General features: G+C 63.4%; 19 protein-coding genes and 1 tRNA gene. 11 read left to right on the top strand and 9 right to left on the bottom strand.

All coding sequences use genetic code 11. The annotated features are described in order from the left end of the window. Positions 1-87: 87 nt before the first annotated feature. The 3 genes from QRN59_RS15125 (at position 88) to QRN59_RS15115 (ending at position 3893) form a co-directional block, all read left to right on the top strand. Positions 88-1917, top strand: coding sequence for an ABC transporter ATP-binding protein (locus tag QRN59_RS15125; RefSeq protein WP_284983319.1), 1830 nt, complete (start codon positions 88-90; stop codon positions 1915-1917). After that, positions 1914-3731 carry an ABC transporter ATP-binding protein gene (locus QRN59_RS15120; RefSeq protein ID WP_284983318.1) on the top strand — a complete coding sequence of 606 codons (1818 nt, stop codon included), beginning with the start codon at positions 1914-1916 and terminating at the stop codon, positions 3729-3731. Before QRN59_RS15125 ends, QRN59_RS15120 begins: the two co-directional genes overlap by 4 nt. Before the next feature lie 85 nt (positions 3732-3816). After that, positions 3817-3893 (top strand) — tRNA-Pro (locus QRN59_RS15115). 294 nt (positions 3894-4187) lie between these two features. On the opposite strand, the gene QRN59_RS15110 is transcribed toward QRN59_RS15115, so the two are convergent. Further along, complete coding sequence (locus QRN59_RS15110) at positions 4188-4451, bottom strand: hypothetical protein (RefSeq protein ID WP_284983317.1); 264 nt, start codon at positions 4449-4451, stop codon at positions 4188-4190. Positions 4452-4589: 138 nt separating this feature from the next. On the opposite strand from QRN59_RS15110, the gene QRN59_RS15105 reads away from it, so the two are divergent. Continuing rightward, positions 4590-5876: a helix-turn-helix domain-containing protein gene (locus tag QRN59_RS15105; RefSeq protein WP_284983316.1), complete on the top strand. Its 1287-nt coding sequence runs from the start codon at positions 4590-4592 to the stop codon at positions 5874-5876. Positions 5877-5957: 81 nt separating this feature from the next. Here the strand turns inward: QRN59_RS15105 and QRN59_RS15100 are convergent, their stop codons facing one another. Together QRN59_RS15100 and purD are read right to left on the bottom strand one after the other, a co-directional pair. Continuing rightward, positions 5958-6893 (bottom strand): phosphoribosylaminoimidazolesuccinocarboxamide synthase, encoded by a 936-nt coding sequence (locus tag QRN59_RS15100; protein ID WP_284983315.1) that lies wholly within the window; start codon positions 6891-6893, stop codon positions 5958-5960. A 3-nt stretch (positions 6894-6896) separates the two neighbouring features. Continuing rightward, the gene (gene purD, locus QRN59_RS15095) at positions 6897-8207 is read right to left on the bottom strand and encodes a phosphoribosylamine--glycine ligase (protein WP_284983426.1); all 1311 of its coding nucleotides are present in this window, start codon (positions 8205-8207) and stop codon (positions 6897-6899) included. A gap of 440 nt (positions 8208-8647) precedes the next feature. On the opposite strand from purD, the gene QRN59_RS15090 reads away from it, so the two are divergent. From QRN59_RS15090 to QRN59_RS15080, 3 genes are read left to right on the top strand one after another with little or no spacing between them, the layout of a single operon-like run. Continuing rightward, complete coding sequence (locus QRN59_RS15090; protein WP_284983314.1) at positions 8648-10225, top strand: molybdopterin-dependent oxidoreductase; 1578 nt, start codon at positions 8648-8650, stop codon at positions 10223-10225. Between the two features lie 36 nt (positions 10226-10261). Beyond that, complete coding sequence (locus tag QRN59_RS15085; protein WP_284983313.1) at positions 10262-11278, top strand: asparaginase; 1017 nt, start codon at positions 10262-10264, stop codon at positions 11276-11278. Positions 11279-11294: 16 nt separating this feature from the next. Then, a complete protein-coding gene (locus tag QRN59_RS15080; RefSeq protein WP_284983312.1) occupies positions 11295-11693 on the top strand; it encodes a sterol carrier family protein in 399 nt (132 codons plus the stop codon). A 66-nt stretch (positions 11694-11759) separates the two neighbouring features. Here QRN59_RS15080 and QRN59_RS15075 read toward each other — a convergent pair whose 3' ends face one another. Further along, on the bottom strand, positions 11760-13250 hold the full coding sequence (locus tag QRN59_RS15075) for a cation:dicarboxylate symporter family transporter (RefSeq protein ID WP_284983311.1): 1491 nt from the start codon (positions 13248-13250) through the stop codon (positions 11760-11762). A 188-nt stretch (positions 13251-13438) separates the two neighbouring features. On the opposite strand from QRN59_RS15075, the gene QRN59_RS15070 reads away from it, so the two are divergent. Further along, positions 13439-13837 carry a nuclear transport factor 2 family protein gene (locus QRN59_RS15070; protein WP_284983310.1) on the top strand — a complete coding sequence of 133 codons (399 nt, stop codon included), beginning with the start codon at positions 13439-13441 and terminating at the stop codon, positions 13835-13837. On the opposite strand, the gene QRN59_RS15065 is transcribed toward QRN59_RS15070, so the two are convergent. Beyond that, a complete protein-coding gene (locus QRN59_RS15065; RefSeq protein ID WP_284983309.1) occupies positions 13827-16658 on the bottom strand; it encodes an aminotransferase class I/II-fold pyridoxal phosphate-dependent enzyme in 2832 nt (943 codons plus the stop codon). The genes QRN59_RS15070 and QRN59_RS15065 overlap by 11 nt on opposite strands. A 14-nt stretch (positions 16659-16672) precedes the next feature. Further along, a complete protein-coding gene (locus QRN59_RS15060; protein ID WP_284983308.1) occupies positions 16673-18271 on the bottom strand; it encodes an amino acid permease in 1599 nt (532 codons plus the stop codon). Between the two features lie 272 nt (positions 18272-18543). On the opposite strand from QRN59_RS15060, the gene QRN59_RS15055 reads away from it, so the two are divergent. Both QRN59_RS15055 and QRN59_RS15050 read left to right on the top strand, forming a co-directional pair. Then, the gene (locus QRN59_RS15055; protein WP_284983307.1) at positions 18544-20160 is read left to right on the top strand and encodes a PucR family transcriptional regulator; all 1617 of its coding nucleotides are present in this window, start codon (positions 18544-18546) and stop codon (positions 20158-20160) included. A gap of 4 nt (positions 20161-20164) precedes the next feature. Then, complete coding sequence (locus QRN59_RS15050) at positions 20165-21076, top strand: glutaminase (protein WP_284983306.1); 912 nt, start codon at positions 20165-20167, stop codon at positions 21074-21076. Positions 21077-21102: 26 nt separating this feature from the next. Here QRN59_RS15050 and QRN59_RS15045 read toward each other — a convergent pair whose 3' ends face one another. The 3 genes from QRN59_RS15045 to QRN59_RS15035 form a co-directional block, all read right to left on the bottom strand. After that, a complete protein-coding gene (locus tag QRN59_RS15045; RefSeq protein WP_284983305.1) occupies positions 21103-21867 on the bottom strand; it encodes an SDR family oxidoreductase in 765 nt (254 codons plus the stop codon). A 21-nt stretch (positions 21868-21888) separates the two neighbouring features. Further along, positions 21889-22647 carry an aspartate/glutamate racemase family protein gene (locus tag QRN59_RS15040; protein ID WP_284983304.1) on the bottom strand — a complete coding sequence of 253 codons (759 nt, stop codon included), beginning with the start codon at positions 22645-22647 and terminating at the stop codon, positions 21889-21891. A gap of 95 nt (positions 22648-22742) precedes the next feature. Beyond that, entirely contained in the window at positions 22743-24311 is a 1569-nt protein-coding gene (locus QRN59_RS15035) for an NCS1 family nucleobase:cation symporter-1 (protein ID WP_284983303.1), read from the bottom strand. Between the two features lie 344 nt (positions 24312-24655). Between QRN59_RS15035 and QRN59_RS15030 the strand changes: the two genes are divergently transcribed. After that, positions 24656-25922 (top strand): pyruvate dehydrogenase E1 component-related protein (locus QRN59_RS15030; protein WP_502871061.1); only part of this gene is annotated, 1267 nt, incomplete at its 3' end.

Below are 25922 nucleotides of genomic sequence, written 5' to 3'. Positions count from 1 at the left end.
GCATAGGGTAGTTGCTATAGGAAACTACCTCCGTGCGTCGCGCCGGGCAGGCGCCGAACGCCGGGACAAAGCTGTTGAGAAGCGGGCATGGCCAAACAGACTTCATTCTTCACCTCCGTCAAACGTCTCTATCCGCACGTTAAACCGATCCTCCCCCGGCTTTTCATGGGCCTGCTCAGCGCTTTGCTGGCCAGCATCATGGCACTTGCCATCCCGCAGGTGCTGCGGGTTTTGATCAACGGCTCCCTCCACCCTGGCGGCCCCAGCAACGCTGTCTGGATTGCCGCCGTCGTTGTTCTGGCGCTCGGCATCGCTGAAGCCGGGCTTGTGGCCCTGCGGCGCCAGTTCGTCATCAATCCCGCAACCACAGTGGAATCGAGGATGCGGGTGTCCCTCTACGGGCACCTGCAGGACCTCACCGTTTCCTTCCACGACCGTTGGGGCTCAGGGCAGCTCCTGTCCCGTGCGATGACGGACCTGAACTTCCTGCGGCGTTGGATGGCGTTCGGCGCGATCATGCTGGTGGTGACCACCTTGACCGTGGTGATCGGCGTCGTGGTGATGTTCGCGATGAGCTGGCAGCTCGCTTTGATCTTCCTGGCAGCCGCGGTGCCCATCATGGTCTATTCCTTCCGCTTCCGCCGCCGCTTCAGCGTGGTAACCCGGCTCAGCCAGGACCAGGCCGGCGACCTCGCAACCACGGTGGAGGAGTCCGTTCACGGCATCCGCGTGCTCAAGGCATTCGGTCGCAGCCGCGAAGCGCTGGAGAACTTCAACGAGCAGGCCGAGGAGCTGAGGCAGACCGAGATCGCCAAGGCCAAGCACCAAGCCACCTTCACATTGGTGGTGACGCTGCTGCCCGAGCTGGCGCTTGGCGTCGGGCTCGTGGCGGGCGTCCTGCTCGTCTCCACGGGCCAACTCAGCATCGGTTCCCTCGTGGCGTTCTTCGGCACGGCGGCGGTTGTGGCGGCGCCGGTGGAATTCTCGGGGACCCTCCTGGCCATGGCATTGACCGCCAAGACCGCCCTCGACCGCCACTTCGAGGTCATGGATACGCCCAACACCATCACCAGTCCTGCCAACCCCAAAACACCCAAGGAACTGCGCGGGGCTCTGAGCTTCAAGGGCGCCGCTTTCGGTTTCGACGACGGCGCCCGGCTCCTGCACGACGTCACCCTGGACATCAAGCCCGGCGAAACCATGGCGCTTGTGGGCATTACGGGCAGCGGAAAGAGCGCCTTGCTCCAGCTGGTCCCCCGGCTCTATGACGTGAGCGAAGGATCCGTGACCATCGACGGCGTGGATGTCCGCGACTTCAGCGTCGAGCAGCTGAGGACCGTCGTGGCGGTCGCTTTCGAGGACACCACCCTGTTTTCCAGCTCAGTGCGGGACAACGTGCTGCTCGGCGCGCCCGACACTTCCGAGGAAGCGCTCGAGGAAGCGCTCGACGTCGCGCAGGCCCACTTCGCGTATTCGCTGCCCGACGGCGTCGGGACCCTCATCGGAGAGGAAGGCCTGAGCCTTTCCGGCGGCCAGCGGCAGCGGATCGCGCTCGCCCGGGCCATCGCAGCCAAGCCCCGGGTCCTTGTGCTGGATGATCCGTTGTCGGCCCTAGACGTGAACACCGAAGAACTCGTCACGGCCAGGCTCCGCGAAGTCCTCCGGGACACCACCACGCTCATCGTCGCGCACAGGCCCTCGACCGTTGCCCTGGCCGACCGTGTGGCGCTGCTCGAAAACGGAAGCATCACCGCCGTCGGGACCCATACGGAACTCTTGGCCAACAACGCGCACTACCGCTACGTGATCGCGAGCCTCGACGCCGGCCCGAAGGACCTCGACCTCGAACTCGACGAACTAGAACACGAGCTGGATTCGGAACAGCACATGGACCAAGCCGGGGAGGGCCGCCGATGAGCACGTTCGGTACCGCAAATGAGGACAACGCCCACCTGAGCCGCAGCGACAGCAAAGCAGTACGACGGCGGTCGGTCGCCTTGCTGGGGTCACTGATCCGCCCGGTGCGGTTGCGGTTCTGGCTGACGCTGGGCATGGTGGTGCTCTCGCAGGCCACCCGGGTAGCCGGGCCTGCGATCATCGCTTTTGGCATCGACCACGCACTGCCCTCGCTGCTCGCCGGGAACAACATGCCGGTGGTCCTCGCCGGCGTCCTCTATCTGACGGCGGCCGTCGCAACGGCGATTCTGACGGCCCTCTACGTCACTTCCACGGCGAAGCTGAGCCAATCCATGCTCCTTGACCTGCGTCTGCGGGTCTTCCGGCACACCCAACGGCTCAGCTTGGAGTTCCACGAGAAGTACACCTCGGGCCGGATCATCGCGCGCCAGACCTCGGACCTTGAGGCGCTGCGTGAACTCCTCGATTCGGGCGTCAGCTCCCTGGCATCCGGGATCCTGTTCATGCTTTTCACGGCATTTACGGTATTTGCCCTCGACTGGCGCAGCGGGTTACTCATGCTGGCCACGGGCGTGCCCGCGTATTTCCTGGCCCGCTGGTACCAGAAGCACTCGCAGATCGCCTTCCGCGAATCACGGGTGGTGTCCGCGAGGCTGATTGTGCACTTCGTGGAGACCATGACCGGCATCCGGGCCATCAAGGCCTTCCGCAGGGAGCCGGAGAACGCCCAGCGCTATGCCGAACTCTCCGAGGACTACCGCAAAGTCACGGTCCGCTCCATCAACCTCAATGGCGTCTTCCAACCGGGACTGGTCCTCATCGGCAACGTGTGCGTGGCAGTGGTCCTGCTGTTCGGCGGCTTCCGGGTGCTCTCCGGGGACCTTGCGGTGGGCGTGCTCCTGGCCCTGATCCTTTCAACGAAGCGCTTCTTCCAGCCCGTGGACCAGATGGCCATGTTCTACAACTCCTTCCAGAGCGCCCAAGCTGCGCTCGAGAAGGTGTCCGGACTGCTGGAAGAAGTCCCCACGGTCCGGCCGCCCAAGAACCCCCCGCCCTTGCCCCATGCCCGCGGCGAAATCGAGTTCCGCGGTGTGGAGTTCGGCTACGGAAACGGGAAGCTAGTGGTCCCCCGGCTGGACCTCCACATTCCCGCCGGACAGACCATAGCGCTCGTCGGACAAACCGGTGCCGGCAAATCGACCTTCGCCAAACTCATCGCCCGCTTCTACGACGTCACCGAAGGGTCCTTGACCCTCGACGGCGTCGACCTCCGGGAGCTCTCGACGCCGGACCTGCGGCGCGCCGTCGTGATGGTCACCCAGGAAGCCTTCCTCTTTAGCGGTTCCGTGGCGGACAACATCGCCTTGGGGCGGCCTGAGGCCACCCGCGCGGAGATTGAAGAAGCTGCCCGGGCAGTAGGGGCTCATGACTTTATCTCCGCCTTGCCTGACGGCTACGACACCGACGTTAACAAGCGCGGCGGCCGGGTCTCCGCCGGGCAACGGCAGTTGATCGGCTTTGCCCGGGCATTCATCGCTGCCCCGGCAGTACTCATCCTGGATGAAGCGACATCTTCGCTTGATATTCCCTCCGAACGGCTGGTGCAGGCCGGCCTCAGCAGCCTGCTATCCGGAACGGACTCCGAGCGGACCGCCATCATCATCGCCCACCGGCTCTCTACAGTGGAGACCGCAGAGCGGGTGCTGGTGGTGCACGAGGGACGCATCGTGGAAGACGGCACGCCGGCCGAGCTCATCGGCGGAGGAGGGCGCTTCGCCCGCTTGCACGGCGCCTGGAAGGACTCGCTGGTCTGAGCTGCCCGTTCCCTGGCGGGGCTTCCTTCGATTTCGCATCCGGGGAGGGATCGGCTATTCTTGAACAGTTGCTTTCGCAGCGGATCGGGATGTAGCGCAGCTTGGTAGCGCGCTTCGTTCGGGACGAAGAGGTCGCAGGTTCAAATCCTGTCATCCCGACCAATTGGTAGAAGACCTTCCACTCGGAAGGTCTTCTACTTTATTTAACGAGCTTTTCGGGGGCCCGGGAAAACCGGAAAAAACATTCCCCTGACCGGTTTCCGCGCTTGTCCAAGGTTTAGAGACAAGTGTTGTTAACAACCCCGACACAATGACTCGGGGCATGTCACGGTCCGCGCGGATCTTCGCGCAAAAGAAATCCCCGGCGTGTCGATTTCAGACAACCGGGGAGTTCATCACTTCATTTGAATTATCCAGCAGCTGCCGGGATCTCCGGAAGCCGCCGTCGAGCCTCAGCTACACGGGATCGGGCCAGTTACCGATAGCTTGCGAGACCCTCATGGGATCAGGCCAGTTGCCGATAGCCTGCGAAACCACACCCATCGGATCGGGCCAGTTGCCGATAGCCTGCGAGATCCTCATCGGGTCAGGCCAGTTACCAATGCTGAGCACCGTGCTGACGGTGTCTGCCACAGGGGCTGCGGAAACAACGGCTGGTGCCGCGGCGGAGAATGCAAGAGCGCCGGCCAAGGCCACTGCTGCAGCAATCTTCTTCAACATAATTTTTCCTCAATGCGAGTCGGATTCGTTACGGAAATTTCGCGGTCCCTGTTGACATTCATTGTAAAATGTTTTCCACAGCGACTGTCAAGCTTTATGCGTAAAGACAGCGCAAAGACCAGCCTCTAGGAGGAACCTGTGGGGAACGGATTCGGAGAAAAGCTCCGTGCCGAACGGCTCGAACGTGGGCTGACCCAGGCTGAATTGGGCAGGGACCTTTACTCGCCCAGCTACATTTCACTTCTTGAAACCGGCCGGAGGGAGCCAACGGCCGAAGTCATTGAAGAACTCGCCCGCCGTCTGGAACTGGCACCAAAAGCCTTGGAAGCCTGGAGCCAGCCCGTATCCGTCAGTGACGCCGAATACGTGCTAGCGGGGCTGTACGCCAGGCAAGCCTGGGACCTCAGGGACTACCCCCTTGCCGCAAGCCACGCATCAACCGCCGCCCAAATCGCGCTCGAGGCAAAGAACACCAGCGCCTGGTGGAACATGACCTACATGCAGGCCGAATGCCTCATGAAGCAGGGGCAGCTGAAGGAATGCCAGCAGATCATCCAGCATCTCCTGGAACATCCCATGGCTACGGAATCCGCGGGCCTGGGAGTCCGTGCCCGGCAGATGCTTGCCGCCGTCTGCCACGGACAAGGGCAGCTGGCAACCGCCGTCGAGCACGCCAAGGAAGCCGTGCGGCTTTCCGAGCAGCTCCCCAAAGGCTCAACGTTGATCATCGGGGCGCACCGGGCTCTGATCGGAGCATTGGCAGAGAGCGGCAGGTTGGACGAAGCCTGGACGTATTGCCAGGCAATGAACAACCAGATGGACGACCACTCGATGTCGCAGCTCGCAGGCGAAGTCGCCTGGGTCGTGGGAAACGTGGCCTTCATGCGCCACGACTATGTGGAAGGCATCAAGCATCACGAGCGCGCCGCGAAGCTGCTCTCCCCCGCCAATGACATCGAGCTGTGGGCCCGCTTCAACAAGGCATCGGCGGCGGTCCGGCTCTCCTCGGGAATCGTGGAGCCGGAGACGCTCTCAGCTATCGAACGCGCTGAACTCGCCCTGTCGATTGTCGGCGGAAACAAGACGGACCAGCTGGAAGTTGCCTTTATCCGCGCGAGATGGCTCTACCTGACGGGCGACATCCCGGCCGCCATCACCAAGTTGCGCGAAATCCACGCGGACCGCGATGTCCTCGCCCGGCACACCGCAGGCGAGGTCGCTTTCCTCCTCGGCAAGGCACTCAAGGCAGCCGGGGAAAATACAGATGCACTGGTCCACCTCGAAGAGGCCCAACGCGATTTCACCGCCGCGGGCGCAGCCGACCGCGTCCAGCAGGCCATGGACTCCGTACTGGAGATCCGGCTGGCGGAACGTCGGGCGGCGTCGGGCCATAGCGGGAGTGCGCAGTCTTCCCGCGCAAGCTGAGCGCACGTTGCACGCATGTGAAGAGCCCCGGACCAGTTCAGACGGTCCGGGGCTCTTCACATTTCTGCTAGACCCTGCGGCCTAGACGAAAGTCCTGCCGGTGAGCTTCTCGTAGGCTTCCACATAGCGGGCACGCGTCTTCTCCACGACGTCGGCCGGCAGCGCGGGCGGCGGGGTGTCACTCGAGCGGTCCCAGCCCGATTCCGCGGAGGTCAGCCAGTCACGCACGAACTGCTTGTCGAACGAAGGCTGCGCCTTGCCCGGCTCGTAGGTGGACGCGTCCCAGAAACGTGAGGAATCCGGAGTCAGGACCTCATCGCCCAAGGTGATGACACCCGTCGTGACATCGATGCCGAACTCAACCTTGGTATCGGCCAGGATGATGCCGCGGCCACGGGCGATCTCTTCCGCGCGGGTGTAGATCTTCAACGTGAGTTCGCTCAGGCGCGCGGCGATATCGTCGCCCACCATCGCGACGACGTCGTCATAAGTGATGTTCTCGTCGTGCTCGCCGACCTCAGCCTTGGCAGAAGGCGTGAAGATGGCGTGCCCAAGCCGCGAGCCGTCAACGAGGCCCTCAGGCAGCGGGATGTCGCAGACGGTGCCCGATTGCCGGTACTCGGCCAGCCCGGATCCCGTGAGGTACCCGCGGGCGATGCATTCCACCGGGAACATCTCCAGCCGCTTGCAGATCATCGCGCGGCCCTCAACTTCTGCGGGCACTCCCTCGGCGGCCGTGGACGCCAGGACGTGGTGCTCCACGCCAAGCTGCTCGAACCACCAGAGGCTCAGCTGTGTGAGGACCCGGCCCTTGTCCGGGATCTCGCTGCTCAAGACATGGTCGTAGGCGCTGATGCGGTCGCTGGCCACCACCAAGATGCGGTCCTGGCCGGTTTCGTCCGCGATGACATCATCCGCCGGAACGTAAAGGTCACGGACTTTGCCCGAGTAGAAGTGCTTCCACCCCGGGAGGTCGAGGGTTTCGGTCTGCAGGCCGTTTGCGTTGCTTTCAGGCATGGTTCAGGCCTTCACATTCGGGATGGAGCCGGTCGCCGGGGAGACCACGTGGATCTCGCCGCGGGCTGCCTTGCCGGCGATATCGGTACGGAACTGTCCGCCGTCGAGCTGGACCAGCTCCACGCCGTCGTACGCCCGCTCGCGCGCCTCGACGAGGTCCGTCCCCAACGCCACAACGGCCAGCACGCGGCCGCCGGCGGAGACGATCCGGCCTTCTTCGTCCAGTTTGGTGCCGGCCTGGATGACGTGGACGCCTTCCAGCGCATCAACCTTGTTCAGGCCGCGGATGCGGTCCCCCGTGCGGGGAGTGCCCGGGTAGTTTTCGGCGGCGACGACGACGGCGACCGCAGACTCCTTCGACCAGCGCAGCTCTTCAGCCTGGTCCAGTTCGCCCTTGGCCGCTGCCAGCATCAGGGCGCCGAGCGGGGTCTTGAGCCGGGCCAGGACGGCTTGCGTTTCGGGATCGCCGAAACGGACGTTGAATTCGATGACGCGCGTGCCGCGGGAAGTCAGTGCCAGGCCGCAGTAAAGGACGCCGATGAATGGAGTTCCACGGCTGGCCATCTCGTCCACGGTGGGCTGTGCCACGCGGTCGATGACTTCCTGGACCAGTCCTTCGGGCGCCCAGTCGAGCGGGGTGTAGGCGCCCATGCCACCGGTGTTGGGGCCTTCGTCATTGTCGAAAATCCGCTTGAAGTCCTGTGCCGGGGACAGCGGCACCGTGGTGCGGCCGTCGCACAGGACGAACAGGGAGACCTCGGGTCCGTCCAGGAACTCCTCGATGACAACGGTTCCGCCAGCGTCGAAACAAGACTGGGCGTGGGCGAGTGCTTCCTCGCGGTCATTGGTGACTACTACGCCCTTGCCGGCGGCCAGTCCGTCATCCTTGACGACATGCGGAGCGCCGAAAGTGTCCAGCGCGTCAGCTGCCTCCGCAGCGTTTGTTGCCACGCGGGCCATGGCGGTGGGCACGCCGGCCTCGGCCATGACTTCCTTGGCGAACGCTTTGGAGGCTTCGAGCTGTGCCGCGGCCTTGCTGGGGCCGAAGACCGGAATGCCGGTTTCACGGACTGCGTCGGATACCCCCGCCGCGAGTGGTGCTTCAGGGCCGACGACAACCAGGTCAACCGCCAGCTTTGTCGCAAGCGCTGCGACGGCGCCGGGGTTGTTCCCGTCGATCGCGTACGTGGGGACCAGCTTGGCGATGCCCGCGTTTCCCGGAGCCGCATGGACCTCGGAAACGTTGGGATCCTTGAGCAAGGAGCGGACAATTGCGTGTTCGCGGCCGCCGGGGCCAATGACGAGTACCTTCACAGTCTTCAAGGGTACTTCGTGCGGGGGCAGGACTCCTAAGCTGTCTCCACCACTGGACATGCCCACCCGCACCGCGGCACCAAGAGGGAGCATGCCCACCCTTGGCCTCAAGCAATGGACATAGTGGCAACATGCCCATTCCTGAGCTCCAACGCAGGACATGTGCAATCCACACCGCGGGCACCAAGAGGGAGCATGCCCACCCTTGGTCTCAAGCAATGGACATAGTGGCAATATGCCCATTCCTGAGCTCCAACGCAGGGCATGTCCCAACCCCACCCCCAACGCAGGGCATGTCCCAACCCAGACCACAAGCACTACGAGGCACATGTCCAATCCCGGCCATGAGCAATGGACATAACACTGATATGTCCATTCACCACCTCCACCGCAGAGCATGTCCGACCCATCTCGGCGGCCTCCGGCTACGAACACCCTGCATGAAGAAGCTCAGGAACTGGCTCAGGGGACCCACCGCATTGGCTGCACTGGCCGGGGTGGCCTCTGCCGCCGTCGTACTTTCCGTTGCGGAACTGATCGGCGCTTTCTTTACGGCCCGGGCTACTCCTGTGATTGCGTTGGGGTCCACGTTCATCGACTTCACGCCGCCGTGGATGAAGGACTTTGCCGTGACCACGTTCGGCACCAACGACAAGGCTGCGCTGTTTGTGGGCATGGGCCTGACCATCTTCGTGCTGGCTTGCGTGCTGGGTGTCGTGGCCTTCCGCAATTGGGCGCTCGGTGTGTTGGGCGTTCTCGGCATGGGTGCGGTGATTGTGGCCGCCGTCGTGACCCGGGCCAGCGTGAAGCCCGTGGATTCCATACCGACCCTGATCGGCACTGTGGCTGGGCTCATTGTCCTCCGCCTCTTGGTGGCCCGTATCTGGCGGCTGAACTCCTTCCCTGACGCCCCTGCCGACACAGCGGCCAAGGGCATCGAGCGTCCCGCCACGACGCGTCGAACCTTCTTCGCCGCCACCGGTATCACTGTTGCCGCAGCGGCCGTCGCAGCCGGCGGCGGTCGGTTCCTGAGTGCCGCACGCAGCAATGTGGCCAAGGCACGGGATTCCTTGAAGCTCCCGGCTCCGTCCCGGCCGGCTGCTCCCGTCCCCGCGGGCGTCCAGTCCCCGACGCCGGGAGTCACCCCCTGGCTCACCCCGGCCAAGGACTTCTACAGGATCGACACCGCCCTCAGCGTCCCGGAGATCAACGCCCAGGACTGGGAGCTGCGGATCCACGGGATGGTGGAACAAGAGGTCCGGCTGACCTTTCAGGATCTGCTCGACGCCCAACTGATCGAAACCCACGTGTCGCTCACCTGCGTGTCCAACCCCGTGGGCGGAAACCTCGCCGGCAACGCCAAATGGCTGGGCATGCCCATCCGTGACGCGCTCAAACAAGCCCGTCCCAAGACGGGAGCGGACATGGTCCTCTCCACCTCGATCGACGGCTTCAGCGCCTCCACTCCGCTGGAAGTGCTCCAGGACGGCAGAGACGCCATCCTTGCCATCGGCATGAACGGCGAACCCCTCCCGCTGGAACACGGCTACCCCGTGCGCATGGTGGTTCCGGGTCTCTACGGCTTCGTCTCCGCGACCAAATGGGTGGTGGACCTGGAAGTCACCTGCTTCGCCGACAACAAAGCCTATTGGACCACCCGAGGCTGGTCCGAGCGGGGTCCCATCAAGACCATGGCCCGGCTTGAAGTTCCCAAGTCCTTCGCCAAAGTGCCTGCCGGCAGGGTCGCCTTGGGCGGCACCGCCTGGGCCCAGACCCGTGGCATCAAAAAGGTGGAGGTCCAGATTGACAACGGCCCATGGGCCGAAGCGACCCTTGCCGCGGAAGCATCTGTTGTCACGTGGCGGCAGTGGTCCTTCAATTGGGACGCCACTCCGGGACCCCACTACGTCAAGGTCCGGGCCACGGACGGTACGGGCGAACTGCAGACTGAAAAGAGGGCGGATCCCGTGCCTGCCGGCGCCTCGGGGTGGCAGTCCGTTATGGTGACCGTGGAGTAGCCCGGGAAGATGGTGCCTTCACCCTAGACTTGCATCATGCCCTTGAGTTCGCATGAAACCTTCAGCGTTGAGTCCGCCGTCGAACTGGCAGTGGTCGAACGCAGCGGCTTCATCGAATCACGTCACATCGGTTCCGCAGTGGTTCTTTCCGGTGACGGCTCCGTGGTGACCCAGCTCGGCGACATCTCGACACCCATCTACGCCCGCTCCGCGCTCAAGCCTTTCCAAGCTCTAGCTTCGATGCAGTCGGGCGTGCCGCTCCGCGGCGCCCAAGTGGCTTTGGCGTGTGCCAGCCATGTGGGCTCGCTGGATCACATGGACGTGGTGGAAGGCATGCTGAAAGCCGCCGGCGTTCGGGAAGAACAGCTGCAGTGCCCCTCGGCATGGCCGCAGGACGAAGTCGCCCGCAACTGGCTGATCCGTTCCGAACACGGCAAATCCAAGCTGGCCTTCAATTGTTCGGGAAAGCACGCCGCGTTCCTCTGGGCCTGCACCGAGAACGGCTGGGACACGCACAGCTACCTGGAGCCCAACCATCCCTTGCAACAGCGCGTGCGGACCGTCATCGAGGAATACAGCGGCGAGAAAATCGCCCACCTCGGCATTGATGGATGCGGAGCACCTGTGGCTGCGCTTTCCCTGACCGGGCTGGCGCGGGCGTACTCGCGCCTGGCGCAGGCCCCGCGGGACCAGAGCTCCAACGCCCGCGCGGCAACCATTGCCACGTCCATGTTGGACTACCCGTGGGCAGTGCAGGGCCGCGGCGAGGCAAACACCATCGTCATGGACGAACTCGACGTGCTTGCCAAGGGCGGAGCGGAGGGTGTCCTGGTCCTGGCAACCCCCACAGGTGCCTCTGCCGCAGTGAAGATCCTGGACGGGAACCCCCGCGCGGCCACGCTGGTTGGACTCACGCTTCTCGCGGTTGCCGGGGCAGTGGACATTCCTGGTGTCTCGAGCGTGCTCGAAAAGGTCGTGGAGCCCGTTCTCGGCGGTGGCCACTCGGTCGGCAGGATCCGCCTCGGCAACGCCGTTTCGGCGCTGCTGGACTGATTGGAACTGGCGAACTATGGCAATTGCACGACGCCGGATCGACCTTGAAGAAGGCCGCGCGGCACTGGCCGCATGGCAGGCCGCCGTCGGGCAAGAAGCCGGGCACGAACCCGGGCCGGTGACGACGCCGTCGCGCACCGTGCTGGCAACCGCCGTCCGTTACTCGCTGGAGGAACTCACCGCCCGCGCCCCCGGCAACTCGGTGGAAGTCAGGGTGCCGCCCTTCGGCGTCACCCAGTGCGTGGAGGGCCCCCGGCACACGCGCGGCACCCCGCCGAACGTCATAGAATGCGACGCCGCCACCTGGCTGGAGATGGTCACCGGCCGCTTGGCGTGGTCCGCCGCCGTCGACGCCGGCCGGGTAGCCGCGTCGGGCCTGCGCGCGGATTTGTCGGAGCTGCTGCCGCTGCTCTGAGCGTTTAAATGGGTGATCGCCCCACGGCGCCGCGGTGGGGCGATCAACTGGAATGGTGTGTGGTGCCTAGTCCGGGCTGACGGAGGGGCTCCGGTGTTGGCCCGGTTTAATCATTTCGAACTGCGGAATCGCGTCGGGATTCGGGCCGCCCCGGAACTTCGGCGAGGGCTCTTGTCCTTCGCTCAGGCGCTCGATTTCCTGTTCCTCGAAGACGTCTTCGGCCCCGAGCATGATGGCGGAATCCTCGTTGGTGATTTCACCGTTGAAGGCGCGGAGCATGACCGAACGGTCGAACTGGCCTTCCCATTTCGCGACGACGAACGTAGCCACGCAGTTGCCGAGGAGGTTGACGACGACGCGCATCGAGTCCATGAGGCGGTCGGCACCCAGGAGCAGCGCGACTCCGGCAACGGGGAAGATGCCCAGTGCGGCTGCGGTGGCCGAGAGAGCCAGGAAGGATGAACCGGGTACGCCGGCCATGCCCTTTGACGTCAGGAGCAGGACACCCAGGGCTGCCAACTGCTGGCCGAGATCGAGGTGGTGGCCGAAGGCCTGGGCCAGGAACAGCAGCGAGATCGAAAGGTAGATCGCGGCGCCGTCGAGGTTGAAGGAGTAGCCCGTCGGGACAACCAGGCCGGTGGTGGCCCGGGAGCAGCCGGCGTTGGTCAGCTTGGTCATGATGCGGGGCATGACCGCCTCGGTGGATGCCGTGCCCAGCGCGAGGAGGAATTCCTCGCGGGTGTACTTCAGGAACTGCCACAGGGGCACCCGGGCGAAGCTCCAGGCGACCAGGAACAGCAGGCCGATGAAGACGATGGCCGCCCCGTAACAAGAAGCGATAAGGAGCGCATAGGTCCCGAGGGTGTCGAGTCCGTACTGACCGATGATGAACGCCATGGCGCCGAACGCGCCGATGGGCGCCACTTTCATGATCCACGACATGATCTTGAAGATCAGTTCCAGAACGGTTTCCATGAGGCTGATGACCGGGAGGCAGCGCTCGCGGCCGATGACGACGATTGCCGCGCCGAAGAAGACCGAGAAGAACAGGACCTGGAGAAGGCTGTTGCTGGCGAAAGCGCCGATCACAGAGGTGGGAATGATGTCCAGGAGGAAGGAAGCCGCATCCTTGGGCGGCGCAGTCCCGGTCTTTGCGTTCAGCGCATCCTGGGAGAGCGTGCTGGGATCGATGTGCAGTCCGGCACCGGGCTGAACGAGGTTTCCCACGATCAGGCCGAAAACAAGTGCGAAAAGCGTGGCGCCGGTGAAGTACAAGAGGGCCTTGACCCCGACCCTTCCGACCGCCTTGACGTCGCCCACTGCCGAGATTCCCGTGACGATCACGAGGAAGATCAGCGGAGCGATGATCATTTTGATGAGTTGAATGAAACCATCGCCCAGTGGCCGGAGGGTGGACCCGATGTTCGGCCAGAAATGGCCGATGAGTACACCTGCGACGACGGCGATCAGAATTTGGAAGAAGAGCGACTTATACAGTGGCTTCTTCTTCCGCGGGGCCGAACTCGCCTTCAGCGCCGCAGAGTCTGGGATCTTCATTGATCTGAACCAATCAGTTTGGGAACAGCCCCTGATTTCGGGGGTTGTTTTCAAATGTAATCCTGATCACTTCATTCCACAAGAGGGAATCTAATTTTCATATTGTGGAAACATGTCTTCTTCCTGACTCATCTTGAATGGACTCCTCGTGCCTGTGCAAAGCCCCGAGCCAAGGGCATACTGAGGGCATGACCGAACGCGACGACTTCCTGGACTGGGTGAAGTCCGCGCTCTATCAAGCGGAACTGGCACTGCACAACGGCAACTCGGCCCCACGCCGCGTCATTTGGTCCCGCAAGGAGCCCGTGAGCATCCTGGGTGCGTGGCGCAACGCCTACGGGCAGCAGGAAGTGGACGCGGTCTTCACGAGCCTTGAGAAGACTTTCTCCGACTGCACGTCCTACAACTTCGAATTGCAGGCCTGTGACGTGGTGGATGACATGGCCTACACCGCCGGCCTGGAGCACATCTCGACCTCGATCAACGGTGCGCCGCGCAGTTACACCCTGCGGGCCACCCAGGTGTATCGCCGGGAAGAGGGCGAATGGCGGGTTGCCCACCGGCATGCCGACACCGTCACCGAGTGAACACCCTGTAGCCGCGCTCTGAGTCGAAGCCGTGGACTTCCCGGGTATCGAGTGCGGCCATGAACTCCAGCGCTTTACCCGTGATCACCTGTCCGGGGACGAGAATGGGGAAGCCCGGAGGATAGGGGGTGACGAATCCCGCCGAAACAACTTCCTCGCCTTCCGCGATCCGGGCCTTGACGTCGTCGGCCGACAGGTAGGTGGTTGATCCATCCTTGTAGCTCTCGAAATAGGCGGCCCGGAGGTCCCCATCGGGACTGAGCGGATCCCGCCGAAAGCGCATCGCGAACCTGCTGAAATCGGGCAACGGCGGAGTGGCTCCCGTAAGGCCCGCGACGAGACCGGCGTCCGGCGTTTTCCGCGCCGGCCGTTCCTCCTCGAAAGACTCGGCCAGTTTGACCAGGACCTCGATCAGGTAGGCGACGGCGCTGCGGGACGTGCCGATGTTGGTCATGAAGAGCACGGTGTTACGGGAGGTCTTGTTGACTTGGATGCCGTGCTTGTCGGCGAGATGGCGGTGCCGGAACGTGTCGCCGTCGACCCCTGTCCGGCTGATGTCCAGCGTGAGGCGGCTGGGGTCGACGACGAACTCGTCGTGCTGCCAGGCGTCCGCCAGTGCTGCCAGACCATCCCGGAGCGGCATGGCACTGCCGGTTTCCCGATAGGGCACCGCAATAAGGTCCCTCGACGTGAGGACCCGGAAGTATTTCCTCAGCAAGGGGTGGCGGGCCACTGCCTGGGCAACGATGGTTGCCAGATCCGCCTGTTTCTGAACCAGGCCGAAACCCTCCAGTTCCACCTGGCGGCGGCCGATGTCGAGCGAAGCGAGGATCTGGTAATTGGGCGATGTGGAGGTATGGGTCATATATGCTTCGCGAAATGACTCTTGGTTATGCTCGCTGAAGTCTTGGTCGAAGACATGGATCATGGATCCCTGACGTAGCGAGGTGAGGGTCTTGTGGGTGGACTGCGTGGCGTAGACGCGCAGCCGCGCTTTCGCCGGATCCGGGATAAGCCGGGTCTCCAGCCAGAGTTCATCATCAGCGGGCGCGCCCGTCACCGCGTCGTGGAGCGATGCCGCTTGTTCGGCGTGCCTGGCGGCATAGCCGGGATCACTAAAGGACGCCTCAAGCTTCCTCGCTGCGGCCATCGCCGTCCTGCGCCGGAACACGGGGTGGGACCGGGCGAAGGCGAACCAGGCTTCATCCCAAAGGAAGACGAGGTCCGGCTTGATGGCCAGGCATTCTTCCATGACGCGTTCCACGTCATAGACGATGCCGTCGAAGGTGCAGTTGGTCAGCGTGATCATCTTGACTTCGTCCAGGCGCCCGGAACGTCGGTAGGCCAGCAATCGGGCCTTGATGGTGGCCAAGGGTACGGCACCGTAGAACGCGAACTTGTCCAGCGGGTAGGCGTCCAGGTAGGAAACCTGGGCTCCGGCGAGGACGAAAGCGTAGTGGTGGGATTTGTGGCAGTTGCGGTCGACGAGGACCACATTCCCCGGAGCGAGGATAGACTGATGAACGATCTTGTTGGCGGTGGATGTTCCATTCGTGACGAAGAAGGTTTTCTGGGAACCGAAAGCCCGCGCCGCCAAGTCCTGGGCCTCCTTGATCGATCCGTGCGGGTCCAACAGCGAATCGAGGCCTCCCGACGTCGCGGACGTCTCGGCCAAGAGAAGGTTCATCCCGTAGAAATCGGCCATGTCACGGATCCAGGGCGAATTGCCCACCGAGCCGCCGCGAGAGATCGGCAAGGCGTGGAAGACGCTGGCCGGCCGCCGGCTGTATTCCTGCAGCGCGGTAAAAAACGGGGTCCTGTACCGCTCAGCGACACCCGACAACAGCGATAGGTGCAGGTCGAGATTGTCTTGCCTGCGGAAAATCCTCCGGAACCGCTTCGTCAGTGAACCCGCGAGGCTCTCCATGGCGACACCGGCTACCAGGTACACATCCAGTTCGGGGCGTAACTCGGAGATCTGCTCGGCCAGGCTAAGGAACCTGCCCAGCGGTGGCATTCCGGCAAGTTCGGGGCTCACTAGGCCGGCAAGGTATTTCCTCAGGTCGCGGCCAAGCGGCTGGCTGCTGCCGATGGTGAATCCCGGGCGGAGAATGCACGCCTGGATGGCAGGGTTCAGGACCAAGGCAACCAGCGCATCCTCGTAGCTGGGAACCACGATGAGTTCATAGGCGAAGGCATCGGATGGCCTCCGCTGGGCGAGCATTTCCGCTTTCAGCGTTTCGGCTTCTTGTTCGGTGATGTCGTCGACAAACAGGACCTCGAACCGGGGCCGCTCGCTCGCCGGCTGTGGCCCCCTGGAGCCTTCGTCCTGGACACCCGGAATGGTGCGACCGGCCCCGGGCTGCCCTGGCTCCGGGCTGACTCGGCCCGGACTGGCTGGTCCCGGACTGACTGGTGCCGGACTGACGGAAGGCATCAGGTGGGACATTCCGCGGATCATCTCCAGTCCGGCGTCGTAATCACCGGAATCCACGCAGCCGAGTAGCGGCGCCACCGAGGCGAGCCCCGGCGCCGCCCAATACAGTTCCATGGCCTGAAGCAGGAGCAGCGCCTGAACGGCTTGGTCCTGCAGGCCGGCGAGCGACGGCGTTCCCGTGCCGCCCTTTGCCAGCTGCTTGAACGCGTACCCGAGAAACTCCCACGCATCGGCGCGCGAACGCCACGCGCTGCTAGGCGTGCCGATGTCCCGCTTTGGAAGTTGGTTGTTCACCTGGTTTCTATCGGTCAGGGTGGTTTCCTTGGACAGGGCGGCGCTGTTGTTTCGGGACGTCATGCCGGGCAAGGTGGTTTCGCTTTCCATCAATTCGTTGTGCATCAGGAGCGTTGGCCGCCCTGGGAGAAGGATCCTGCGACGACGGGCAGGTCGCCAGTGTGGCCGCGTCGGGCCTCGGCTGCCTCCAGGATGCGTTTGCGGCAAGCGAACCAGCCGGCAATGAGCAGGGGTATCAGGAGCAGCAGGGAAGCGAGGACCCAGCGCCCTGTCTCCGAGAAGCCCATCGTGACGAGAACGAAGGCAAGGAAGGCGAGCGTGAGGTATGAGGTGAAGGGGGCTCCGAAGAGCCGGAATGACGGACGGACGGCCTTGCCGAGCCTGACCCAGGTCTGAAGCTTGATGTGGCACAGGATGATGGTTGCCCAGCCGCCGATGATTCCGATGGCGGACACCTCGAGAACGATCTCGAACACTTGGGACGGGACCAGGGCGTTCAGGCCGACGCCAAGCAGAGTGATCACCGCCGTCAGCAGGATGCCGCCATACGGCACCCCCGATTTGCTCATCCTTGCGGTGAACTGTGGCGCGGAGCCGTTGACCGCCATGGACCTCAAGATCCGGCCCGTGGAATAGAGGCCGGCGTTGAGACTCGACAAAGCCGCTGTCAGGACAACGAAGTTCATCACTGATGCCGAAACAGCCGCGGCATGGGGATCTCCGAGATGGGAGAAGAAGGTGACGAAGGGCGATTCGCCGGATTTGTACGCCGTGAACGGCAAGAGGAGCGAGAGGAGCAGCACGGAACCGACATAGAAGAGTGCGATCCGGAAGACTACCGTGTTGACGGCCTTGGGCATCACCTTTTCCGGGTTGGCCGTTTCGCCTGCAGCCGTACCAACAAGTTCAATTGCGGCATACGCGAACACGACGCCGCTGATCGCGAGCAGGGGCGCCACGGCTCCTGTCGGGAAGGCTCCGCCGTGGTCCAGGATCACGCCCAGCCCTGGAACGCCGATGTCGGTCTTCCCGCCAAAGACGATGAAGCAGACCCCGACGACGAGGAAGGCTACGAGCGCCGTCACCTTGATCAGGGCGAACCAGAATTCCATCTCGCCGAAGATCTTCACGGAGACGAGGTTGAGGGCCAGGACAATGACGAGGGCGCAAAGTGCGATGAGCCACTGTGGGATTGTTTGCAGCGGCTGCCAGAATTGTCCCCAGAATTTGACGTAAAGCGCCACGGCCGTGACATCGACAATCGACGTCATGGCCCAGTTGAGGAAGTACAACCAGCCGGCCGCGTAGGCCAGCTTCTCGCCGTAGAACTCCCGGGCGTAGGACACGAACGAGCCCGATGATGGCCTGTGGAGAACCAGCTCGCCAAGGGCGCGCAGAATCAGGAATGCAAAGAACCCGCAAAGGGCGTAGACGAAGATCAAGGCCGGACCCGAACCATTCAATCGGCCACCCGCCCCCATGAAGAGGCCCGTTCCGATCGCGCCCCCGATCGCTATCATTTGGATCTGCCGGGGTTTGAGGGTCTTGTGGTAACCGGCGTCCTCGCTTGAAAAATCCTGCGCAGCCGTTGAACGGTCGCCAAGAAGTTCACGGGTGTTTTCCAGCGAATCCGCGGGATCAAGCCCGGCGATCTGAGCCCCGGCGATCGGGTTCGGCGCAGGCCGGTTCAGTGTGCGTTTCATTCCAGGGGTCTCCTTTGACTCCGGTTCCGCGGGTGCGGCTGCATACTCCAGAACTTGTCCCCTGCCGACGTGTGGAATCACAGCTGCACTGCTGGATCGTCGGAGGAGGGGACGGAAAACAACTCTAGGTTCCGGCGGAACGGAAGGAACTGTCTGGCCAGCTAAATTCGCCCGATCCCGATTGTGCTCCAATGACAACTCCGTTCAGGCGGAGTGCGAGTAATGTTCATGGCTGTGAGCGCGGCTAAGCCGCTTAGAGGAAGTGAATACGGGTGGCACCCCAGGAATCTGCCGAGCATGTCATTGGCGCCATGCTCAGCGACATACTTGAAGACATTGGCGTCGACAACGGGCAACTGCTGGTTCCTCCCGGGACGGACAACGGCACGGTTCGTGAAACGGTGATCGTGGACGCCGAAGACGAGACGCCGGTCCAGCGCGGGAGCTTGGTCCTGCTGATCGGAGTCCGGGGTCGCGCGGCATTACCCGGCATCCGGAAGCTGATTCCGGACTACCCCGCCGCCGTCGCGGTGAAAGGGAACGAGGAGGAACTGGAGGCCGTTCGGGAAGTGCTGCTTCCCACCGGAATCGGCCTGATCGCAGTGTCTCCCGCAATGAACTGGGGCACGCTGGAGAGCATCGCCAAGAACCGCATCCAGGAGCCCGCGCTTTCCACTGACGCGTCCACGATCATTCACCGCGATCTTTTTGCGATCGCCCAGACCACTGCGACCCTGGCCAACGGCCACGTGGTCATTGAGGACCCGGCAAACCGCGTCCTGGCGTACTCACCGGCCTCCAATGATGTCGATGAACTCCGCAGGCTCTCCATCCTGGCGCGGCGTGGACCGGAGCGTTACCAAAAACTGTTGAAGGAATCAGGGGTCTACAAGCACCTGCAAGCGGCCGAGGCTCCCATCCATATGGAAGCCAACCCGGCGGAAGGTCTCCGGGAACGAGTGGCGATCGGTATCCACGCAGGCAACAGGATCCTGGGGTACATCTGGCTTCAGGAAGGGAAGGAACCCCTCGCTCCCAACACGGACAAGCTCATGGTTGGAGCGGCACGGCACGCGGCCATAGAACTGGTCCGGCACCGCAACGAGCAGTCCCAGGCGCTACGGCGCGACAGGATCTCCAGCCTGCTCAGCGGCACTCCCCAGATCCACTCACAGGCACAGTCCGCGGGTATCGATCCCTCCAAGCCGGCAGCCCTCGTCCTGATTTCCGCCCAAGGCGACGACGAGACAGCAGCGGGCTTGCAACTGCGGCGCGGCGAGCTGGCCAATGTGGCATCGATCCATGCGGCCGCCTACCGTCCCGGTGCCGTCGTGGGAGCCATCGGCTTGGAAATAGCCATGATTCTTCCCGACCTTGACCCCGTAAAGTCCCCGCCGGCCATCAACCGCCTCATCAACGTCATTGTCCGGGACGCAAGGGTCCACCTGCACTGCCAGGTCCAGGCCGCCGTCGGGCCCGTCGTCGAACGCCTGGACGCGTTGCATGGCACACTCGAGCACGTCCGGAGCGTGCTAAAGGTCCTCGAAAGCACGCCCTCGATCCACGTGGCGTCCTACGCCGATGTGGAAACGACCGTTCTGACAAAGGAATTGCTGGAACTTCTGGGGTCAAGGGCCGACCTCCGGCATGGAGGGATCTCCCTGCTGTGCAGCAAGTACCCGGAGTTCGCCACAACTCTGCTGACCTACCTTGAGTTCTTCGGTGATGTGAACCGGTGCGCGGAAGAACTGGCCGTCCACAGGAATACCGTCCATTATCGGCTGCGGCGGGCCTGCGAAGTGGCCGGCATCGACCTCCACTCCGCAGAGCAACGGCTGCTCGCGCATCTTCAGCTCAGGCTGTGGACCCACTCCGAAGGACGGCGCTAAGACCATGGACCTCCAGAATCTCCTTGACGACATTGTGGGCACGGTTCAGCCCTTGCTCGGCCAAGGAGCGCCTGCAGACTACATCCCGAGCCTGGCCGCGGTGGATACCAGGCAATTCGGCATTTCCGTGGCAATTCCCAGCGGCGACGTGTTCTCCTCCGGAGACGCTGACGTGCCCTTCTCCATCCAAAGCATTTCGAAGGTCTACGCCCTCGCCCTGGTGCTGGCCGGGGATGGCGACCGGATCTGGAAGCGCGTGTTCAGGGAGCCCTCCGGCAATCCGTTCAATTCCCTCGTGCAGCTGGAACACGAAGACGGAATTCCGCGGAATCCGTTCATCAATGCCGGCGCCCTGGTTGTCACCGACAGGCTGCTCAGCATTGCGGGCAACTCGCCATCGCCCGTCCGGGAATTGCTCCGGCAAGAAAGCGGGAACAGATCTATCGATGCCGACCCCGAGGTGGCCGCTTCAGAGGCGGCGAACAGTCACCGCAATGCCTCCCTGGCACATTTCCTGGCCAGCTACGGAAACCTCGAAAACCCGGTGGACTCGGTCCTCGAGGCATACATCAACCAGTGCGCGCTCGAAATGAGCTGCACTGATTTGGCCCTCGCGAGCCGGTTCCTGGCCAACAACGGGCTGCGCGGGAACGGCACTGCGCTTCTGTCCCCGTCCCAGACAAAGAGAATCAACGCCGTGATGCTCACGTGCGGCACATACGACGCCGCCGGCGAATTCGCCTACCGCGTGGGACTGCCTGGAAAGAGCGGCGTAGGTGGCGGCATTGTGGCCGTCGTACCTAACAAATGCACCATCTGTGTCTGGAGCCCTGGCCTGGGACGATCCGGCAATTCAGTGGCAGGCGTCGCCGCCCTCGATGAGTTCACCACCCGCACGGGCTGGTCGATTTTCTAGCCGGCCGGGCTTCCAGCCGCAACGGGCTAGCCGCGGCCCACGAACGGCATCCCCGCCGCGGTCACCACCACAGAGCCAACGTTGGCCGACGCCGGCATGTTCGCCATCATGAGCACCGCGCGGGCGGCGTCCTCCACGGGAAACATCGGCTCCACGCGCCTGCTTCCATCGGCCTGGAGCGCACCCGAGCCCACGCCGATGGTGTCCATGATCTCGGTGCGGGTATTGCCGATATCGATCTGCCCGCAGCTGATTCCGAACGGACGCCCGTCCAGTTCGATGCTCTTGGTCAGGCCGGCCATGGCGTGCTTGCTCACGGTGTACGCGACGGACAAGGGCCGTGGCGAATGGGCGGAGATGGAGCCGTTGTTGATGATGCGTCCGCCTTGCGGTTCCTGGGACTTCATGGTGCGCACGGCCTCGGCCGCGCACAGCATGGATCCCGTGACGTTCACGGCCAGGGTGGCATTCCAATCGGCCACGCTGATCTCATCCACGCTGCCGGAAGGACCGAAGATGCCCGCATTGTTGAACAGGACATCAACCCTCCCCCAGCGCTGGCGGGCCGCCGCGAAAAGGCGCGCGACGTCGTCGGGCACCGTCACATCGCACTGCACCACGAGCGCCTCGGCGTGGCCGTCGGCGGTCTCGAGAAGCTGCGCTTCCCGCCGTCCGGCGAGGGCAACCCGGTAGCCTTCGGCCAACAGAAGGCGGGCAACCGCCCGCCCGATCCCGGAACCGGCTCCGGTGACGACGGCGACCCGGGGCCGGGTGGGGATGGTTTCGCTCACGCGGTTCTCCTGTGTGTCGGGCTAGTGCGCGGCGGGAGCATCCGCCGTCGTCGTATCCGTTGTGGTCAGGGGCCAGCCTATGACGGTCTTGGGACGCGGTGTGGCGTAGGTCCGGACCTTGGACGTGGACAGTCCCATGCGGACGAGCGACTCGGCGATGGTCACGGCGGCGGCGACTCCATCCACCACGGGAACGCCGCAGCGTTGGCGGATCTGTTCGTCGAGCCCGGCCATGCCGCCGCAGCCGAGGACGATGACTTCCGCTTTGTCGTCACGCACGGCGCGTTCAGCTTGTTCCACGATGGCTTCGACTGCGCGGTCCGGGTATTCCTCGAGTTCCAGCACGGCCATGCCGCTCGCACGGACGGAGGCGCAGCGGTCGTCGAGCCCGGCGAGCTTGAGGCGGTCTTCGATGAGCGGGACGGCGCGGTCCAAAGTGGTGACCACGGAGTATTTGTGGCCGAGGAACATCGCGGTGCTGGCCGCGGCCTCGGTGATGTCGACCACCGGAACGTGCAGGAGCTCCTGTAGTCCCTCGCGGCCGTGCTCGCCATAGCCGGCCTGGATGACGGCGTCGAACGGTTCAGGGTAGTTGACCACGCGGTCCATCACGGCAATGGCGGCGAGGTAGCTTTCAAAGTTCCCTTCGCAGGAATCGGCGCCGAAGCGCGGGGTGATGCCGATGATCTCGGTGCCGGGAGCCGCGACGCTCCGCGCCTGGGCTGCGATGGAGTCGGTCATGGATTGGGTGGTGTTGACGTTTGCGACGAGGATGCGCATGTGTTCCTCCTGGATCGGGCTGGTACGCCCAACTAACTCGCAGTTGTTGTCGTTTTGACGGGCGAAAACGACAACAACTGCGTGTCAGTTGAGTATTAGTGGTTGCTGACGACGGCGATCGGCTCGCCGGAGACGTCGGTGTGCTGCTGCTTCTTGTCCGCGAACAAGTAGTAGCACAATGCCCCGATGCCTGCTCCGAAGAACCAGGCGAACGGTGCCGCGGCCTCCAGGGCGGGAACGAACGCGATGAGGATGGCGACGACGGCGGCCGGAACCATTGCGGCGATCGCCCGGGGGTTGACTCCGCGCTTGTAGAAGTAGGTGCCCGAAGGGTGGTCCGTGTACAGGTCGAGGATGTTGACCTTGCCGCGGCGCAGGAGCCAGTAGTCGGCCATGACGACGCCGAACAGCGGGCCGAGCAGCGCGCCGAGTCCGCCCAGGAAGTACACAATCACGAGGGGGTTGTTGTAGAGGTTCCACGGCAGGATGACCAGGCCGATGGTGCCGCTGACCCAGGCCGCCTTGCGGAAGTTCAGGTGCTTGGGGAAGAGGTTGGTCAGCGCGTAGACGGGTGCCACGAAGTTCGCCATGAGGTTCACTGCGATGGTCAGGATCAGCAAGGCAAGGCAGGCCAGGACGAGGAAGAGCGTGTTCGGGATGCTCTGCACGATGTCCGAGGGGCTTTCGATGATCTTGCCGTTGATCTTGTACTGGCCGCCTGCCATGATGACCACGATTGCGCCGAACAGGAGCATGTTGATGGGGATGCCCCAGAAGTTGCCGCGGACAATGGACTTCTTGGACACAGAGGAACGGGTGAAGTCGCAGAAGTTCAGGACGAAAGTGCCGTAGATGGAGACCCAGAGGGCGCCACCGGCAAAGATCGTGCGCCACATCTCCCCTCCTTCGAGGCCCTTGATGCCGGACCACTGGATGGCTCCCCCGGCCTCCATGAAGACCCAGATGGCAATGGCCAGCATGGTGGCAAGAATGATGGGGCCGGCGAAGGCCTCGTACTTGCGGATCATTTCCATGCCGAAGCTGACGATGACCAACTGGACAATCCAGAGCGATACGAAAGCGATCCACCCAAGGGTGGACAGGCCCAGGATCGAGTTGGCGTCCATGTCCTTGAGTCCGGGGAACATGGCGACAAGCATGACGCGTAGCACCACGGAGGCAAGGTATGTCTGAATTCCGAACCAGGCGATGGCCACAGCGCCACGGACCAGGCTGGCCAGCTGGGCACCTCGGATACCGAAGCTGATCCGGCTCATGACCGGGAAGGGGACGCCGGTCTTCTGGCCCATGAATCCGGAGAAGGTCAAGAGGGTGAACAGCAAGACCGCGCCGATGCCGAGGGCCACAAGGATTTGCCACCCGCCCAGGCCAAGCGAAAAGAGGCCGATGGCGAAAGCATAGTTACCAAGGCTGTGGACGTCGTTGGCCCAGAGGGTGAAGATGCTGTAGCTGGTCCAGCGCCTACCCTCTTTCTTGGTGGGGGCGAGGTCGAGGTTATAGAGGCTGGGGCTGATGGCGCGGCCTGCTGCGACGGACGCTACATCGCAGAGGGTTTCATTTCCTACTGACGGATGGACCGAACTGCCTGGCAGTACGGTCTGCTCCGGAGCCGTCGTGACGCCGACTGGGGGAGTCGATTGCATCGTGGATCTCCACTTCTTTGTGGTGCTGCAACTAGGCTTCCGAGACGCTGGGAGAGGATGTGAAGATTTTCGCATCGTGGAATCTAGTTATTGAATAGTGAAATAACTGTATGAGCTGGGTCACCTTTGGTCAAGGGCCAAACTCCCGACGGCGGTCACAAACGGCAGCGAGGGGGCCACGAGGCCCTGTGGGCGCTAGTCTCCGCCCCGCTGGATTGACGCTTGGCGAAGGCGTCGCTAATCTCGAATTACAGAATTTTATTCTCACAATACGAAATTTCCATGCACGTTTCAGCGCGCACTACAGTGCAAGCGCCCAGACATTCAATGAAGAGAGGTTGGACGTGGCTGCAGGAGAAGAGACCTCACACATCCTTAGCGGGTTGACTTCCCAGCTGCCTGATCGTGATCCGGAAGAGACTGCCGAGTGGGTTGAGTCTTTGGATGCGTTGATCAGGGAGCAGGGCACGGAGCGGGCGCAGTTCATCATGCGCAGCCTGCTTCAGCGGGCGGGGTCCCAGTCGGTGGGGGTGCCGATGGTGACGACCACCGATTACGTGAACACGATCCCGGCGGACCAGGAAGCGCCGTTCCCGGGCAACGAGGAATTCGAGCGCCGGTACCGGGCGTACATGCGCTGGAACGCGGCCGTGATGGTGCACCGGGCGCAGCGGGCCGATATCGGGGTGGGCGGGCACATCTCCACCTATGCCGGGGCCGCGACCCTGTACGAGGTCGGCTTCAACCATTTCTTCCGCGGCAAGGACCACGCCTCCGGCGGGGACCAGGTCTTCTTCCAGGGACACGCGTCCCCGGGCATGTACGCCAGGGCGTTCATGGAAGGCCGGCTCACGGAGGAGGACCTGGACGGGTTCCGGCAGGAAAAGTCCAAACAAGGCCACGCCCTGTCTTCCTACCCGCACCCGCGCCTGATGCCCGCCTTCTGGGAATTCCCGACCGTGTCCATGGGCATCGGCCCGATGAACGCGATCTACCAGGCCCAGTCCAACCGCTACCTGCACGACCGCGGCCTGAAGGACACGTCCGAGCAGCAGGTCTGGGCGTTTTTGGGCGACGGGGAAATGGACGAGCCCGAGTCCCGCGGCCTGCTCCAGCTCGCCGCGAACGAGAACCTGGACAACCTGAACTTCGTGATCAACTGCAACCTCCAGCGCCTGGACGGGCCGGTCCGGGGCAACGGGAAGATCATGCAGGAACTCGAAGCGTTCTTCCGCGGCGCGGGCTGGAACGTCATCAAGGTCGTCTGGGGCCGGGAATGGGATGACCTCCTGGCCAAGGACACCGACGGGTCCCTGGTGAAGATCATGAACGAAACCGTCGACGGGGACTACCAGACCTACAAGGCCGAATCCGGCGGGTTCGTCCGCGAACACTTCTTCGGGAAGACCCCGGCCACCAAGGACATGGTCGCTGACCTGGACGACGAGCAGATCTGGAACCTCAAACGCGGCGGCCACGACTACCGCAAGGTCTACGCCGCGTACAAGGCCGCGACCGAGTTCAAGGGCAAACCCACCGTGATCCTGGCCAAGACGGTCAAGGGCTACGGACTCGGACCCCACTTCGAGGGCCGCAACGCGACCCACCAAA

Origin of the sequence: Arthrobacter sp. efr-133-TYG-118 (assembly GCF_030209755.1) — a bacterium.
In the GTDB taxonomy this organism is placed as follows: Bacteria; Actinomycetota; Actinomycetes; order Actinomycetales; family Micrococcaceae; genus Arthrobacter.
This window is presented reverse-complemented; position numbering and strand designations above follow the sequence as displayed.